Source organism: Streptomyces sp. NPDC037203 (assembly GCF_055605065.1).
In genome coordinates, this window is record NZ_JBVJUC010000003.1 from 738,573 (window position 1) to 754,419 (window position 15,847).

At 72.4% G+C, this 15,847-nt stretch carries 16 protein-coding genes; 12 read left to right on the forward strand and 4 right to left on the reverse strand.

Features of this window, described 5'->3' with window-relative positions:
- Positions 1-84 precede the first annotated feature (84 nt).
- From ACZ7EC_RS12565 to ACZ7EC_RS12585, 5 genes are all read left to right on the forward strand, one after another.
- Positions 85-1,380, forward strand: a complete 1,296-nt coding sequence (locus ACZ7EC_RS12565) for an FAD-dependent oxidoreductase (RefSeq protein ID WP_471061590.1) — start codon at positions 85-87, stop codon at positions 1,378-1,380.
- A 77-nt stretch (positions 1,381-1,457) separates the two neighbouring features.
- Positions 1,458-2,414 (forward strand): hypothetical protein, encoded by a 957-nt coding sequence (locus ACZ7EC_RS12570; protein ID WP_471061593.1) that lies wholly within the window; start codon positions 1,458-1,460, stop codon positions 2,412-2,414.
- A 174-nt stretch (positions 2,415-2,588) separates the two neighbouring features.
- Positions 2,589-2,753 carry a 50S ribosomal protein L33 gene (gene rpmG, locus ACZ7EC_RS12575; protein WP_019330754.1) on the forward strand — a complete coding sequence of 55 codons (165 nt, stop codon included), beginning with the start codon at positions 2,589-2,591 and terminating at the stop codon, positions 2,751-2,753.
- 195 nt (positions 2,754-2,948) lie between these two features.
- Positions 2,949-3,206 carry a DUF6400 family protein gene (locus ACZ7EC_RS12580; RefSeq protein ID WP_471061596.1) on the forward strand — a complete coding sequence of 86 codons (258 nt, stop codon included), beginning with the start codon at positions 2,949-2,951 and terminating at the stop codon, positions 3,204-3,206.
- Positions 3,193-3,441: a hypothetical protein gene (locus ACZ7EC_RS12585; RefSeq protein WP_471061598.1), complete on the forward strand. Its 249-nt coding sequence runs from the start codon at positions 3,193-3,195 to the stop codon at positions 3,439-3,441. Before ACZ7EC_RS12580 ends, ACZ7EC_RS12585 begins: the two co-directional genes overlap by 14 nt.
- A 27-nt stretch (positions 3,442-3,468) precedes the next feature.
- On the opposite strand, the gene ACZ7EC_RS12590 is transcribed toward ACZ7EC_RS12585, so the two are convergent.
- Positions 3,469-4,275 carry an SGNH/GDSL hydrolase family protein gene (locus tag ACZ7EC_RS12590; protein WP_471061601.1) on the reverse strand — a complete coding sequence of 269 codons (807 nt, stop codon included), beginning with the start codon at positions 4,273-4,275 and terminating at the stop codon, positions 3,469-3,471.
- Positions 4,276-4,603: 328 nt separating this feature from the next.
- Between ACZ7EC_RS12590 and rox the strand changes: the two genes are divergently transcribed.
- Complete coding sequence (gene rox / locus ACZ7EC_RS12595) at positions 4,604-6,037, forward strand: rifampin monooxygenase (protein ID WP_471061604.1); 1,434 nt, start codon at positions 4,604-4,606, stop codon at positions 6,035-6,037.
- A 242-nt stretch (positions 6,038-6,279) separates the two neighbouring features.
- On the opposite strand, the gene ACZ7EC_RS12600 is transcribed toward rox, so the two are convergent.
- Positions 6,280-7,209 (reverse strand): SDR family oxidoreductase, encoded by a 930-nt coding sequence (locus ACZ7EC_RS12600; RefSeq protein ID WP_471061607.1) that lies wholly within the window; start codon positions 7,207-7,209, stop codon positions 6,280-6,282.
- An 86-nt stretch (positions 7,210-7,295) separates the two neighbouring features.
- On the opposite strand from ACZ7EC_RS12600, the gene ACZ7EC_RS12605 reads away from it, so the two are divergent.
- Entirely contained in the window at positions 7,296-7,883 is a 588-nt protein-coding gene (locus tag ACZ7EC_RS12605; protein WP_471061609.1) for a TetR/AcrR family transcriptional regulator, read from the forward strand.
- A 103-nt stretch (positions 7,884-7,986) separates the two neighbouring features.
- On the forward strand, positions 7,987-8,298 hold the full coding sequence (locus ACZ7EC_RS12610) for a hypothetical protein (RefSeq protein ID WP_471061612.1): 312 nt from the start codon (positions 7,987-7,989) through the stop codon (positions 8,296-8,298).
- A gap of 34 nt (positions 8,299-8,332) precedes the next feature.
- Here the strand turns inward: ACZ7EC_RS12610 and ACZ7EC_RS12615 are convergent, their stop codons facing one another.
- The gene (locus ACZ7EC_RS12615) at positions 8,333-9,616 is read right to left on the reverse strand and encodes an alpha/beta hydrolase family protein (RefSeq protein ID WP_471061615.1); all 1,284 of its coding nucleotides are present in this window, start codon (positions 9,614-9,616) and stop codon (positions 8,333-8,335) included.
- A gap of 102 nt (positions 9,617-9,718) precedes the next feature.
- Positions 9,719-10,600, reverse strand: coding sequence for a trypsin-like serine peptidase (locus ACZ7EC_RS12620; protein ID WP_471061617.1), 882 nt, complete (start codon positions 10,598-10,600; stop codon positions 9,719-9,721).
- Positions 10,601-11,086: 486 nt separating this feature from the next.
- On the opposite strand from ACZ7EC_RS12620, the gene ACZ7EC_RS12625 reads away from it, so the two are divergent.
- The 4 genes from ACZ7EC_RS12625 (at position 11,087) to katG (ending at position 15,772) form a co-directional block, all read left to right on the forward strand.
- Positions 11,087-11,788: an acetate uptake transporter gene (locus ACZ7EC_RS12625; RefSeq protein ID WP_471061620.1), complete on the forward strand. Its 702-nt coding sequence runs from the start codon at positions 11,087-11,089 to the stop codon at positions 11,786-11,788.
- 116 nt (positions 11,789-11,904) lie between these two features.
- Positions 11,905-12,642 (forward strand): hypothetical protein, encoded by a 738-nt coding sequence (locus ACZ7EC_RS12630; RefSeq protein WP_471061623.1) that lies wholly within the window; start codon positions 11,905-11,907, stop codon positions 12,640-12,642.
- A 430-nt stretch (positions 12,643-13,072) separates the two neighbouring features.
- A complete protein-coding gene (locus ACZ7EC_RS12635) occupies positions 13,073-13,510 on the forward strand; it encodes a Fur family transcriptional regulator (RefSeq protein ID WP_471061626.1) in 438 nt (145 codons plus the stop codon).
- Between the two features lie 33 nt (positions 13,511-13,543).
- Positions 13,544-15,772, forward strand: coding sequence for a catalase/peroxidase HPI (gene katG, locus ACZ7EC_RS12640; RefSeq protein WP_471061628.1), 2,229 nt, complete (start codon positions 13,544-13,546; stop codon positions 15,770-15,772).
- The last annotated feature ends 75 nt before the right edge of the window (positions 15,773-15,847 follow it).

Consider the following 15,847-nt stretch of genomic DNA (forward strand, 5'->3'; position numbering starts at 1 on the left):
GTGGGTACACGACGGATAGGGTTTTCATCGAACGATGAATTACTGCAACGGTGAATCACTGCTCCGGCGAAGGGCGGGACCGGCATGGACACGGGCGGCACCGAAGGCACCGGCAGCGCGGTCGAGCGGACCACGTGCTGTGTGGTGGGCGGCGGCCCGGCGGGCATGGTGCTCGCCCTGCTGCTGGCCCGCTCCGGCGTCGAGGTGACGGTGCTGGAGAAACACGCCGACTTCCTGCGCGACTTCCGCGGCGACACCGTCCACCCCTCCACCCTGGCGCTGCTGGACGACCTGGGCCTGGCCGAGCGGTTCGCCCGGCTGCCGCAGCGCCGGGTGCGCACCGTGCGGCTGCCGGTCGACCCCGGCCGCCCGGAGGTCACCGTCGCCGACCTGTCCGTACTGCGCGGCCCCTACAACTACGTGGCGATGGTGCCCCAATGGGACCTCCTCGACCTGCTCGCCGACGAGGCCCGCCGCGAACCCACCTTCCGGCTGCGGATGAACACGGAGGCCACCGGCTTCCTGACCGAGGCGGGACGGGTGACCGGGGTGCGCTACCGCACCGCCGACGGCCGCACCGGCGAACTGCGCGCCCTGCTCACCGTCGCCTGCGACGGGCGCGGTTCGCTCGCCCGCGCCCGGCCGGAGCTGGGCCCCCGCTCCTTCGCCTGCCCGATGGACGCCTGGTGGTTCCGGCTGCCGCGCCGCACCGGTGATCCGAGCGGGCTGGTCGGCGGCGCGGGCGACCGCTTCCTCACCGCGATGATCGACCGCGGCGAGTACTGGCAGTGCGCCGTGCTCATCCCCAAGGGCGCCGACGGAAGCCGCCGCGCCGCCGGACTCGACCGGTTCCGGGCCCAGTTCGCCGCCGCCGTGCCCTGGGCCGCCGACCGCACCGCCGCCCTGCGCTCCTGGGACGAGGTCAAGCTTCTCGACGTACGCCTGGACCGGCTGCGCCGCTGGTACCGCCCCGGACTGCTGTGCATCGGCGACGCGGCCCACGCCATGTCCCCGGTCTTCGGCATCGGCATCAACCTCGCGGTCCAGGACGCCGTGGCCACCGCCCGCCATCTCGCCCGTCCGCTGCGCCGGGGCGCCGTGAGCGAACGGGAACTGCGCGGGGTGCAGCGCCGCCGCCGCCCCACCACGGTCGCCACCCAGACGCTGCAGCGGCTGGCCCACGCCCGTCTCATCCGCCCCGTGCTGGAAGGGCGGCCACCGCTCGGCGACGCGGACCGGGCCCGGCGCATCGCCCATCTGCTCGCCGGATCACGGCGGTTGCGCAAGGTGCCCGCCTACTTCATCGCGTACGGCGCCCGGCGCGAGCGGCCGCCCGCGGCGGCGATCCGGAGAGGCGACGCCAAGCGGGCACACAGGTAACCGCGGGTAAGCGGGGTAATCCATAACGATCTTGGCGCAGCCCTTGTGCAAGGGGCGAACACCCCTAGCCTCCCCCCATGGCTTTTCTTTCAAGTCGCCGCAGGAGAACCCGTCTGGCTCCCGAGCTGGACGACCAGGAGCTGGGCAGACTTCTCAAGTCCCTGCGGGCGACCACCCGGACGGGGACGATCGCGACGACCGACCTGTGCGCGGCGCAGATCACCCGTCTGCTCGACCAGGACCCCGGTGACTGGGACCGCCGTACCCACCGCATCGGCGTGCTGGCGGACTTCCTGACCTCGTCGCACCTGCCGCGCTCCTGGGCCGCGCGCGAGCCCCGCAGCGCCGACGCGCTCGTGCTGCACGCCTGGACCATGGTGGCCGACGCCCGCGCCCAGGGCCGCCCGGAGGCCGCCTCCGAGGCCACCGACCTGTGCCTGCGGGCCGCCGAGACAGCCCCCGACGACCCCACCCCCTGGATCGCGCTCCTGGAGGTGGCCCGCCTCCAGCGCTGGGCCCAGCCGCAGGCGTTCGGCGTCTGGAACGAGGTGCTCGCCCGCGACCGCTGGAACCGCGAGGCCTACCTCGCCATGCTCGGCTACCTCAGCCCCGAGGAGGGCGGCTCGCGCATCCAGGTCCTGGAGTTCGTGGACACCCTGTGCGCCCGCATGCCGGCGAACGCCCCCTGCGCCGGCGTCGAACTCACCGCCCAGGTCCTCCAGTACCACTCCGTCCTCGGCCGGGGTGGCTTCGAGGCCCTGGTCGCCCGCAACCACTGGTCCCACGCCATGGCCGCCCAGGCCCTCGACCGCGTGGCCCACACCTGGCCCCAGCCGGGATTCCTCCGCCACGCCAGGGCGCTCGCCGACCTCAACCTGCTCGCCTACGCCCTGATGGCCGCCGACCGGCGCCGCGACGCCGCCCCCGTCTTCGAGGCCCTGGGCGGCATCGTCACGTCCTGGCCCTGGGACACCGGCGGCGACGCCGTCACCGAGTTCGACCAGGCGCAGCGCAGGGCGACCGTCGGCCTGTGAGGGTGGGGCGCCGGGGAACTGCCGGTGCGTACGCGCCGGTGCCGTCCGGTGAAATCCCGTGCCGTGCGTGGCCGGAATATCCGGGGCCGGAGGCTCGTTGTCATGTCCGTGATCGACATGCCCGGCGCAGAGCCCGGAAAGGGCGCAAGCAAGGGCCGGGCGGAAAGGCAACCCATGGCACGCAGCACCGCGCGTCCCGTCGTCAGGCTGAAGTCGACGGCCGGGACCGGCGTCACCTACGTGACGCGGAAGAACCGTCTCAACGACCCCGACCGGCTCGTCCTGCGCAAGTACGACCCGGTCGCCGGGGAACACGTCCCGTTCCGCGAGGAGCGCTGACCGTCCGGGGGTGACCCCGGCGTTCGCGGAGGGCTGCCGACCCTTCGAGGGTGACCCCGGCATTCCCGATGGCCCACCGGCCCGGTCCCGCGAGCTGCGGCACCGGGCCGGTCGCCGTCGGGCGGCACCCGACGCGCTGTGATGTCCCCCACCCGCCCTTGTCGTGACGGGGAAGGGCTACCTAAGTTCGTATGTATGTCCGCTTATGACTCCGCCCCGTCCGATCAGCCGGTCGAGTTCTCCGTCGATCTCACCGCCCACGAGATGCTCCGGCGCGCCCACGTCATGGACGCGGTCGGCCCCACGTGGGACCCCGTCACGGCGCTGCGGGACGAGGACGCGGCGCGGGACCTGCTCTACTCCGGCCTCGACGCGGAGCAGCAGCGCATCTACGACCAGTTGGTGGCCGCCGGCGTCCTGCCCGAGCGCGGAGACGGCCGTGCTGCCGCTTGATCCCCAAGCGGACATCGGCCGGCGCGCCTGGGTGACCTGCCCGAACTGCTCGGACCACCAGGGCTGCGCCACCTGCGGGGAACGCCGCAGGTGCACGCGGCACTGGCGCTATCTCCTGTCGAACACCGGCAGCATGCTCCACCTCCAGTGCCCGACCTGCACCCACGTCTGGGACCACGAGACGGGCTTCGGCGCGAGCCGGGGCCGCTCGAACCGGGCCCCGCGGGAGCGCTGACTCCTCCTGCCGCCGAGCGCGCCGGGTTCAGGCCGCGCGGCTGAAGAGGGGCAGGTAGCCGAGGGACTGCCCGGAGGCGTTGGGGTGGTACGACTCGGTGAGGTCCAGCACCTCGACGCTGCGCAGCCACGGTCCCGCGGAGCAGATCTCGTGCCCGCCGAACGCGCTCCGGGCATCGGCGAACGCGAATCCGTGGCCGGTGGCATGCTGGGCGATCACGCCGTCGAGATGGTCGATGGCCGCGTTGAGCGCCGCCCGCTCCTTGTCCTCCAGCCCCCGCGTGCAGGTGCCGTGGAGCTGGTAGAAGTGCGGGTAGCCGAGCACCACCACACGGGCGGCCGGCGCCTTGCCCCGGATCGCCGAGTAGAGCCGGTCCAGGTCCCCGGTCAGCGTCTTGTCGACGTAGGCGCGCGCGGTGTCGATGGCGTTGAGGCACGCGGTGGTGCCGGGCAGCGCGCAGATCCCCATCACCTTGGCCCAGCTCGCGTCACTGCCGCCGACGGTGATGCTGACCAGACTGGTACGGCCGCTCAGCGCCCCGAGTTGCTTGCTCAGCACATCGCCGGTCTTGGCGCCGTTGCAGGCGGCGAAGGCGAAGGACGAGGCGTGCGCCGCGGCCCACAGGGCGGGGTAGGCCCGGCTGCTGCGCAGACAGCTCGCGCCCTCGGGGAGGTAGTCCCCGGCGCCGACGCCGGCCGAGTAGGAGTCCCCGAGCGCCACGTAGTCCAGGGCCGCCCGGTTCGGTGCCGCCGGTGCGCTGGCGGGCCCGGCGAGGGTGCAGGCGCCCGCGAGGAGCACGGCGGCGGCCCAGGACTGGATGCGGAACGGTCTCATGCCCCGTTTATCGCGGACCCGCGAAACCCCCGCCTCGTCACGGTCCGCGACCTTGACAATCCGCTCCGTCGATGCCGCCGGGTCCCTGGCTCGGCATGGACGGCCTGGGGGTGTCGTGCCGTCGGTCGGCCGCCCGCCCGGCATTCACCCGAAAGGACGCCACCCGGACGGCCCAGCGGAAACGGAAAAGGCAAGGAGCGCGTACTCCTTGCCACTCTCAACTTATAGCGGATGGGGGGCCTTGCGGCAAGGCCCCTCCCATGCCGCACAATCTCCGCTCTGGACGGCGAACCGCAGGTGGGACGCCTGCTGTGAGTGGGGGAATTTCATGATCGACGTGATCATCGCGGGCGGCGGACCGACCGGTCTGATGCTGGCCGCCGAGCTGAGGCTGCACGGCGTCCGCACCGTCGTGCTGGAGAAGGAGGCGGAACCCACCCGGATCGTCCGGGCGCTCGGGCTGCACGCGCGCAGCATCGAGGTGCTGGACCAGCGCGGCCTGCTGGAACGCTTCCTCGCCCAGGGCAAGCAGTACCCGCTCGGCGGCTTCTTCGCGGGCATCCGCAAGCCGTCGCCGACGGGCCTGGACACCGCGCACGCGTACGTCCTCGGCATCCCGCAGCCCACCACCGATCGTCTGCTGGCCGAGCGCGCCACGGAGCTGGGCGCCGAGATCCGCCGGGGCCGCGAACTGGTGGCCCTGAGCCAGGACGAGGACGGGGTGACCGCCGCACTGGCGGACGGCACCCGGCTGCGGTCGCGCTACCTCGTCGGCTGCGACGGCGGCCGCAGTACCGTCCGCAAGCTGCTCGGCATCGCCTTCCCCGGCGAGCCCTCCCGCGTCGACACGCTGCTCGGCGAGGCACGGCTGACCGCCTCGCCGGAGGAGGTGGAGGCGGTGGTGGCCGAGGTCCGCAAGACCCAGCTGCGGTTCGGCGCCGGACCGCTCGCGGACGGCGTGTACCGCTTCGTCGTACCGGCCGACGGCGTGGCCGAGGACCGCACGGCCCCGCCGACCCTGGACGAGGTACGACAGCGGCTGCGGGCCGTCGCCGGCACCGACTTCGGCATCCACGAGCCGCGCTGGCTCTCCCGCTTCGGCGACGGCACCCGGCAGGCCGAGCGCTACCGGTCCGGCCGCGTGCTGCTGGCCGGCGACGCCGCCCACGTCCACCCGCCGATGGGTGGACAGGGCCTCAACCTCGGCATCCAGGACGCCTTCAACCTCGGCTGGAAACTGGCCGCCGCGCTCGCCGGCTGGGCCCCCGAGGGGCTGCTCGACACCTACGAGCGCGAACGCCATCCCGTCGCCGCCGATGTGCTCGACAACACCCGCGCCCAGATGGAACTGGTCTCCCTCGAACCCGGAGCCCAAGCGGTGCGCCGGCTGCTGACGGAACTGATGGACATCGAGGAGGTGAACCGCCGCCTGACCGAGAAGATCATCGCGACCGGCGTCCGCTACGACTTCGGCGACGGCCACGAACTCCTCGGGCGCCGCCTCCCGGACCTGCCCCTGAAGCAGGGACGCCTGTACGAGCTGCTGCACCAGGGCCGCGGCCTGCTGCTCGACCGGACCGGCCGGCTGTCGGTGACCGGCTGGGCGGACCGGATCGACCACGTCGTCGACGGCAGCGACGAACTGGACGTACCCGCCGTGCTCCTGCGGCCCGACGGCCATGTGGCCTGGGCGGGCGAGGACCCCGCCGACCTCGCCGAACGTCTCCCGGTGTGGTTCGGTGCCCCCGGCTCGGCCCGGTAGGAGCGCCTGCGACCGCTGCGAGGGGGACACCTGCGCGGCGACCCCGGCGCCCGTGCCGGGATCGTCGGCCATGGCGACGAGGTCGTCCATCGGGCCGGTGTCGATCAGGCGGTCAGGGGGCCGGCAATCATCCGCGCGGACCGCCGGGCTCCGGTGCCGCAGCCCGGCGCGGATGGCGTCCGTCGAGGGAGGAGGGAGAGGCGGCCCCGCGGGTGCGCACGCCCAGGGGGCCGCTCCCGGTGTCAGACGGTGCTGTCCCCGGCGGCCTGGAAGTAGTGCCCCGCCTCCAGGTCGGCGAGGAGGGTCGGCCCGGTCGGGTCCCAGCCGAGCAGCGCGCGGGTGGCGGCGTTCGACGCGGGCGCGTCGAGACCGACGAAGCCGCTCATCCAGCCGAAGTGCCCGGCCAGCTCCTCGGCCCCCACCGACTTCGTCGGCAGCTCGAGCCGGCGGCCGATCACCTCGGCGATCTCGCGGAGCGGCACGCCCTCCTCGGCGACCCCGTGCAGCACGGTGCCGGCCGGGGCCTTCTCGACCGCGAGCCGGAACAGCCGCGCCGCGTCCAGCCGATGCACGGCCGGCCAGCGGTTGGCGCCGTCACCGGGATAGCCGGAGACGCCCTTGTCCCGTGCGATGCCGATCAGGGCGGCGGTGAAGCCGTTGTCCCCGTCGCCATGGCAGGTGGGGGAGAGCCGGACCACGGACGAGCGCACACCGCGCTCCGCACACGCCAGGACGGCCTGCGCGGTGATCGCGCGGATCAGGACCGGCGAGTCGCCCTCGATCACCGGCATGTCCTGCTCCGTCGCCAGCTGCCCCGGCTTGAGTCCGGCCAGCCCGGAGGCGAGGACGAACGGACGGTCACTGCCGGCGAGCGTCTCGGTGAGCGCGTCGACGGCCCTGCGGTCGGCCTCCGCCGCGCTCTGGAAGCCGCCGGAGAAGGCCACGTCGTGCTTGAACGCGAGGTGGATCACACCGTCCGAGTCGGCGGCCGCGGCGCGCAGGACGTCCAGGTCGTCCAGGGTGCCGCGGACGACCTCGGCGCCGGCCTCGGTGAGCGCGTCGGCGGAGGCGTCGGAGCGGGCCAGGCCGACGACCTGGTGACCCGCGTCGATGAGTTCCGGGACGACGGCCGAACCGATCCAGCCGGACGCCCCGGTCACGAAGATGCGCATGAGAGATCCCCAGACACGTTGATGTCAGTTACTGACATCAACGCTAGCACTGATGTCAGTCGCTGTCATCGCGTAGGATGCGCGCCATGGGCAGATGGGAGCCGAACACGCGCGAGCGCCTCGCGAAGGCGGCGCTGGACCTGTACGGCGAGCGCGGATACGAGCAGACCACCGTGGCGGAGATCGCCAGGACCGCGGGACTCACCGAGCGCACGTTCTTCCGGCACTACGCCGACAAGCGCGAGGTGCTGTTCTCCGGCGCCGGCGAACTGGAGCAGGTGTTCACCCAGGCGGTCGCCGGCGCCCCGCCCTCGGCCGCGCCGATCGAGGCGATGGCGGCGGGCCTGGACGCGATCTGCGCGGGGTTCGAGGAGCGGCGCGACTTCGCCCGCAAGCGACAGGCCGTGATCTCGGCCACCGCGGAACTGCGTGAACGCGAACTGATCAAACTCGCCTCCCTGGCCGCTGCCCTCACCGGCACCCTCCGCCGCCGCGGCGTCCCGGATCCGGCCGCCAGCCTCACCGCCGAGACCGGCGTCGCCGTCTTCAAGGTGGCCTTCGAACGCTGGATCACCGCCGACGAGTCGCGCTCGCTGGCCCTGCTCGCGCGGGAGTCGCTCGACGACCTCAGGTCCGTGGCCATGGGCGGGAACGCTCCGATGAGTGAGGTGTGACTGGTGGGGTAGGCGCCTCCACCGGCCGGTCGAGCGACAAAGCAGGGCAGACCGCTACAGGGCGCCCAGGGCTCGTCACCGGCCGTACAGAAAGGAGAACGTCATGATCAAGCTGGTACGCCACGCGGGTACGGCCGGCGCCTCGGCGGCGCTGCTCGGCGGGGCTCTGCTCGCCACGGCCGGGACCGCGGCGGCGGCTCCGCAGAGCGCCGCACACCTCCCCGCCCGCACCGCCGCGAGTCAGACCGGCGGCCGCGTCTGCTCCGCGCACCGTGGCACCCACCGGCTCGACTCCTGGATCGAGGGGCAGCTGGCGCAGTTCGTGCCCGCGGCCAGGCACCGGCTTGCCGTGTACGACCCGTGGGTGAAGGACCAGCTCGCCCGGTACGTGCCCGCCTCCTGCGGTCAGGGCTGACACCGGCTCCCCGCGTCCCCGGCCGCCGGTGCCGTCAGCGCACGAACTCCATGGCCGGATATCTCGGTGACGGTCTGTCCAGCAGCCGTCCGTCGTGGCCGCGCAACCAGTGGTCGAAGTACGCCGCCACGTACGCCTCGGTCGTACGGATCGCGGTGGCCGGAGCGATCGTGCCGAGGTCACCGGTCAGGACGGACGCCGGCAGGCCCAGTCGGGGCAGAAGCGCCTCCGCGTCGGTGAACGAGGCGTGTTCCGAGCCGCGCAGGGTGAGTTGACGCGTCCAGCCCGAGGTGTGGGCGCGGAACGCCTGCCAGCCGGGTCCGGTGTCCGTCTCGCCGTCCTTGCCGAGCAGCAGGAACGGCCGGTCGAGACCATGCCGGGCCACCGGCATCAGCGAACCGTCCAGGTAGGTCAGGTTGCCGTCCATGTCGAGGCCGGCGGTGATCCTGTGGTCGGCGTCCATCGCCAGCGCGGCGGCGGTCCCGCCCATCGAGTGGCCGAACATGCCCACCCTCGACAGGTCCAACGCACCGGCCAGCCCCTTCGGCGGGCGTTTCCCGTCTGCGTCGGGGGTGTGTCCGCCGTCGAGCAGCCGGAGCCGGTCCAGGACGAAGCCGGTGTCGGCGACCCGGACCGCCAGCGCCTTGCGGATGAAGGCGTCGGGGTCGCCGGGCGGCACCATCGTGGCGAGCGAGCCGTCCGGGAACTGGACCTCGGGTGATTCGTAGGTGTGGTCGACGGTCACCACGGCGTAGCCACGGCTCGCCAGGTCGGCTGCCAATACGGTGTCCCAGGTGCGGGGTTCGCCGAGTCCGGGGGAGTAGAGCACCACGGGAAGCCGCCCGCTCCGTCCGGGGGCGGCGGGAACGTCGCGCATCACGTGGGTGACCGTGCCGGCCCAGTCGGCCCGGCCCTTCGGGGTGCCGAGCTGGAGATAGTCGTCGGCGGTGACCTGGTCGAAGTGGGCGGCCGCGGCGGGCAGCATGTACGGGGCCGGCGGCCCGTCGGCCGTGCGCGTCGCCGGGTAGAACAGGCTGACCATCAACTCGCGGTGTATGGCGCCTGATTGCCAGGGATCGGGGCGTGTGCGGTCCACCAGGTGCAATGTCGTCTCCCCGACGGGATGCGGTCCTGTCGGGAAGGGCAGCGTGAGGCGATGCGTGGGTGGCGGAGGGGAGTTGGGGTCGGAGGCGGAGTCGGCGGGTGTGGCGGCGGCCGGCAGGGCCGCCACGAGGGTACACAGTGCGGCGACCGCGCAGGCGAGGAGCGTCCGCAGCCCCCTGGCCCCGAGGCGGATGCGCGGCTGTTCATCGGTCATGATCCGAGAGTGACAGCCCGTCACCGGCCGCACATCAGGGACGAACCCCGGTCTTTCGGCTCGGGGTATCCGTAGGGGACGCCGGACACCGGCACCCCCGCGTCACCCCCGCGCGCCGCCCGGTCCCGCAGGCGGGGCCCCGGTGACGGCGGCGTCGTACAACGCGCGGGTCGCGGACCCGAAGTACGCGCTGTACGAGACCTGCGGGGTGTTGCCGCCCGTGTGGTACCCGCCGATCACACCGACGACCGCCCACCCGCCGAACCACGGTACGAGCATGGGGCCACCGCTCGTGCCGCCGACGAAGGCGTCGCAGGCGATCCGCGGGAACGTTCCGGGATCGTCCGGGTCGTCACTGGCCCACCTCGTGGTCCAGCTCCAGCACTCCAGCGGCTTGTCCGCTCCCGCCGGGTAGCCGATCATCCGGACCGGTGCGTGGTAGTACCCCGTCCCCGTGAGCAGCTGTACCCCGCCGACAGCGTCCTGCAAGCGCGTCCCGTCCTGGTCGGGTTCCGTCACCGCGAAGGCGAAATCGTAGGCGGCACCCGCGTGTTCGCCCAGGTCGTAGTACTGCTGCGGCACGTAGACGCCGTTCGCCCCGACCGGGAAGACCCCGTAGGGCTTGACCCCGTCGTGGTACTGGGGGACGAAGGCCAGGTGGCGCTGCGGTGCGGTGCCGGAATAGCCCTTCAGGCAGTGGCCCGCGCTGAGGACCAGGTCGTGGCCGGGGCTGCGGACGACGGAGCCGCTGCAGGTACGGCCGGTGCCGTGGGCGTCGGTCCAGAAGAAGGTGCCGGCCTGCGGGATGCCGTCGAAGCTCCGGCTGGGCGGAATGTACTCGCCCGGCCAGGGTCCGTCCACCGCGGGGGAGAGGGCCGGGTCGGCCCCGGAACTCTTCCCGGTGTCGGCGGGCAGAGCGGCCGTCATACGGGCCGCCGTCCAGTAGGCGTCGAGCCGGGCGGCGGTCGGGTTCGGGCCGGTCACCGTACCCTCCGCCGAAGCCGCCGAAGCCGTTGGGGTCACCGGAGATGCCGACGCGGTTGCCGCCGCCCCGGCGGGGCCGCCCACCAGCAGCAGTGCGGCCGTGCAGACGGCGAGGTGGCGTAAGCCGGGAATCCTCCGCACCATCAGTTCCCTTCTCGGCGGGGGCACATGACGGTTCACCCTAGGTCCGGGGGCGGCGCGGCGAAAGAACGCATGACGGAAGTCCATGACGCCGGTCCGCCCGCGCGGCGGCGGCTGCGACCTCGCCTCGCCCCGCGGAGCGTCGTCGGCGGAGGAACCGGTCGGCGGAGGAACCATACGAGGCGCGAATGCTATGAAGCGGTCTAAATGGGTACATTCTGTACAGGTGTATCTACGTGGCACGCGAGTGTCACAGCCCGCCTCGGGGGCGCGACCAGCATGTTTGCGGGCTCGGCGAGCAAGGGCCTTTGGCCCTGCTGACCATTGGTCGAAGGGATGCCGGTTATGAACGAGGACATGAGGAGCCCGCACCCGGAGCAACCGCCCGGTGCGGTCCCGCCCCGCGCGGCGGCGACCGAGGCGGCCCCGCGTGCGTCGGCCTGGGCCGACCCCGCCCCCCTGGGCCTGGCCGGCTTCGCCCTGACGACTCTGCTGCTGTCGATCCTCAACACCAATCTGCTGAAGGAGACCGCCGGCATCCTGCCGGTCCTGGGCCTCGCCCTCTTCTACGGCGGCCTCGCGCAGTTCGCCGCGGGCCTCATGGAGTTCCGCCGGGGCAACACCTTCGGGGCGACGGCGTTCGTCTCCTTCGCCGCGTTCTGGCTGTCCTACTGGTGGATCGCGCCGCGTGTGGCGCTCGCCGGTGACGCGCACAACGCGCTGGGCCTGTTCCTGCTCGGATGGGCGATCTTCACCGCCTACATGACCGTGGGCGCCCTGCGCGTCAGCCTTCCCGTGCTCGCGGTGTTCGTGCTGCTGACCCTGACCTTCCTGTTCCTGGCCATCGGATCGTTCCAGGGCGGGGCCGGGCACGTCATGACCGAGGTGGGCGGCTGGTTCGGCATCCTCACGGGACTCGCCGCCTGGTACGCGTCGGCGGCCGGCGTCATCAACGAGAAGCACGGGCGCACCGTGCTCCCGGTCGGCTCGGTTCCGGGCCGGACCGCGCCGGGCGAACGGATGCGGCACGACGAGCGACCCGTCTGACGAGGGCGGCGTGACCGCCGTACCCCGCCACGGGTGCGCCGGCGCACCCGCCGTAACCGCGCGCGTCGCGCCGACCCGGCCGTCACCCGCCCCGCGCGCCCGCGACAATGTCCGTCATGAGCGAGGACAAGGGCGACGCCGAGGGCCGACTGGCCAGGATCGAACGGCTGCTGCAGAGCGGCGAACGTGAACTTCAGCCGGCGTGGCGGCGGGCGACGCGGGGCGAGACGCGCTGGGCCGTGACCACCGTCATGCTGGCGGCGGTCGCCCTGCAACTGGTCCTGCCGCACCGGCTCGTGCTGCTGCGTCCGGTCTGGGTTCTGCCGGTGCTGGAACTGGTCCTGCTGGCCGCCCTCGTGGCGGCCAACCCCCGGCGGGTGGAGCCGAGCGCGACATGGTGGCGGGGGCTGGGGCTGCTCCTGATCGGCGTCATCAGCCTGGCCAACGGCTGGTCGGCGGGCCGGCTCGTGTGGGACCTGGTCAATGGCATCGGCGGCCAGGACGCGGTGTCGCTGCTGCGGGCCGGCGGCGTCATCTGGTTCACCAACGTCATCGTCTTCGCCCTCTGGTACTGGGAGTCGGACCGCGGCGGCCCGATGGCGCGGGTGCGCGGGCAGCGGCAGTACGCCGACTTCCTCTTCGTCCAGATGCAGAGTCCCGACATGGCGCCTCCGGACTGGGAGCCGCAGTTCCTCGACTACCTGTACCTCTCCTTCACCAACGCCACCGCCTTCAGCCCGACCGATGTGATGCCCCTGTCCAGGTGGTCCAAGATGCTGATGATGCTCCAGTCGATGGTGTCCCTGGTGACCGTCGGGCTCGTGGTGGCCCGCGCCGTCAACGTCCTCAGATGAGCGGCGGGCGGGTCGGCCGGCCACCCTCCATCACGCAACCCGGCCACCCCCGCCCGTGCACCCGTCCACACCCGGCCGCGCACCCGTCCACACCCGGCCGCGCACCCGGCCGCCCCGGCGGTGCGGCAGGAGGCGGGGGCGCCCATCCGTCGCTTCGCGCCGACCGGTGCCGCCGGGAGGCAGTTGCGCCGGCAGCGGCTGAATCCCTCTCACCCGATCGGTGGACGGTTCGACTCGTCCCGTCCGGGGAGAGTGGGATGGGGCGCATGATCCGCGCGTGCCCGCGCGGCCGCCGACCGAGGGCGGCCCGCACGCGGAGCAAAGCCCACAGCTGTGAACGCGGAGGTGAACGCCGTACACCGGCGGACGACCAGAATTGCATCCTTCGTTTTCTTGAATCCCTCGTGTTTGTGAGAGTAGGTTCGGCCCCATGACCGCCTCCCCGACTCCGAGCACCGCGGAGGAGCTGCGCGGTGTCGGCCTGCGCGTGACGGCGGCTCGCGTCGCGCTGCTGGAGACGGTCCGGGACGGCGACCACCTCGGTGTCGAGGCGATCGCCTCCGGGGTCCGTGACCGCGTAGGCCATATATCCCTGCAAGCCGTCTACGAGGCACTGCACGCGCTCACAGCGGCAGGTCTCGTGCGCCGCATCGAGCCGGCCGGCCATCCGGCCCGGTTCGAGGGGCGCGTCGGCGACAATCACCACCACCTCGTATGCCGGTCGTGCGGGGCCGTCGTCGACGTCGACTGCGCCGTCGGCGGAGCGCCCTGCCTGACCGCTGCCGACGACCGCGGTTTCGCCATCGACGAAGCCGAGGTCGTCTACTGGGGCGTGTGCCCCGACTGTTCCACCGGCCGCAGTTCCTGAGCACCTGGTTCCGCTTAGTTCGGAAGGATTGCCATGACTGACAACCACGACGCGATCGTCACAGACGCGAAGTCGGAGGAGGGGAGCGGCGGCTGCCCCGTCGTTCACGACCGGGCCCTGCACCCGACCCAGGGCGGCGGCAACCGCCAGTGGTGGCCGGAGCGGCTCAATCTGAAGATTCTCGCCAAGAACCCGCCCGCGGCCAACCCGCTGGGCGAGGAATTCGACTATGCCGCCGCCTTCCAGAGCCTCGACCTCCCGGCGGTGAAACGGGACATCGAGGAGGTGCTCACCACCTCCCAGGACTGGTGGCCCGCCGACTTCGGCCACTACGGCGGTCTGATCATCCGCATGGCCTGGCACTCGGCCGGCACCTACCGGATCAGCGACGGACGCGGCGGCGCCGGCCACGGCCAGCAGCGCTTCGCCCCGCTGAACAGCTGGCCCGACAACGTCAACCTGGACAAGGCCCGCCGCCTGCTGTGGCCGGTGAAGAAGAAGTACGGTCAGAAGATCTCCTGGGGCGACCTGATGGTCCTCGCCGGCAATGTGGCGCTGGAGTCCATGGGCTTCGAGACCTTCGGCTTCGGCGGCGGGCGCACGGACGTCTGGGAGCCGGAGGAGGACGTCTACTGGGGCCCCGAGACCGCCTGGCTCGACGACCGCCGCTACACCGGCGACCGCGAGCTGGAGAGTCCGCTCGGCGCCGTCCAGATGGGTCTGATCTACGTCAACCCGGAGGGCCCCAACGGCAACCCCGACCCGCTGGCCGCGGCCCGCGACATCCGCGAGACGTTCCGCCGCATGGCGATGAACGACGAGGAGACCGTCGCGCTGATCGCCGGCGGCCACACCTTCGGCAAGACCCACGGCGCCGGCCCCGCCGACCACGTCGGCCTCGACCCCGAGGCGGCCGGTCTGGAGGAGCAGGGCCTGGGCTGGCGGAGCACCTACGGCACCGGCAAGGGCAGGGACGCCATCGGATCCGGCCTGGAGGTCACCTGGACCTCCACCCCGACCCGCTGGAGCAACGGCTTCTTCGACAACCTGTTCGGCTACGAGTGGGAGCTGACCGAATCCCCGGCCGGCGCCAAGCAGTGGGTCGCCAAGGACGCCGAGCCCACGATCCCCGACCCGCAGGACCCGTCCAAGAAGCGTCTGCCCACGATGCTCACCACGGACCTCTCCCTGCGCTTCGACCCGATCTACGAGCCGATCTCCCGTCGCTTCCACGAGAACCCGCAGGAGTTCGCCGACGCCTTCGCCCGCGCCTGGTACAAGCTCACCCACCGCGACATGGGCCCGAAGTCGCTGTACCTCGGCCCCGAGGTCCCCGAGGAGACCCTGATCTGGCAGGACCCGCTGCCGGAGCGCGAGGGCGAGCTGATCGGCGACGCGGACATCGCGGCCCTGAAGACCAAGCTGCTCGACTCCGGGCTCAGCGTCGGCCAGCTGATCACCACCGCGTGGGCCTCCGCGTCCACCTTCCGCGGCAGCGACAAGCGCGGCGGCGCCAACGGCGCCCGCATCCGCCTCGCCCCGCAGCGCGGCTGGGAGGTCAACCAGCCCGACGAGCTGGCCCAGGTGCTGCGCACCCTGGAGGGCATCCAGCGGGACTTCAACGCCTCCTCCGGCGCCAAGAAGGTCTCGCTGGCCGACCTGATCGTCCTCGGCGGTGTCGCCGCGGTCGAGAAGGCGGCCAAGGAAGGCGGCTTCGAGGTCCGGGTGCCGTTCACACCGGGCCGGGTGGACGCCAGTGAGGAGCAGACCGACACCGAGTCCTTCGAGGCCCTGGAGCCGACCGCGGACGGCTTCCGCAACTACCTCGGCAAGGGCAACCGGCTGCCGGCCGAGTACCTGCTGCTCGACCGCGCCAACCTGCTCACCCTCAGCGCCCCCGAGATGACCGTCCTCATCGGCGGCCTGCGGGTGCTCGGCGCCAACCACGCCCAGTCCCAGCAGCTCGGCGTCCTCACCAAGACGCCGGGCGTCCTCACCAACGACTTCTTCGTCAACCTGCTCGACATGGGCACGACCTGGAAGTCGACCTCCGAGGACCAGACCACCTTCGAGGGCCGCGACGCCGTAACGGGCGAGCTGAAGTGGGCCGGCAGCCGTGCCGACCTGGTCTTCGGCTCCAACTCCGAGCTGCGCGCCCTCGCCGAGGTCTACGCCAGCGACGACGCGAAGGAGAAGTTCGTGCGGGACTTCGTCGCCGCGTGGGACAAGGTCATGAACCTGGACCGGTTCGACCTCGTCTGATCCACCGACAGGGTGTCCGGGCCGCCCCGACCGGGGCGGCCCGGACACCGCCGTGCCCGCCCGCGGCGGCGGGCA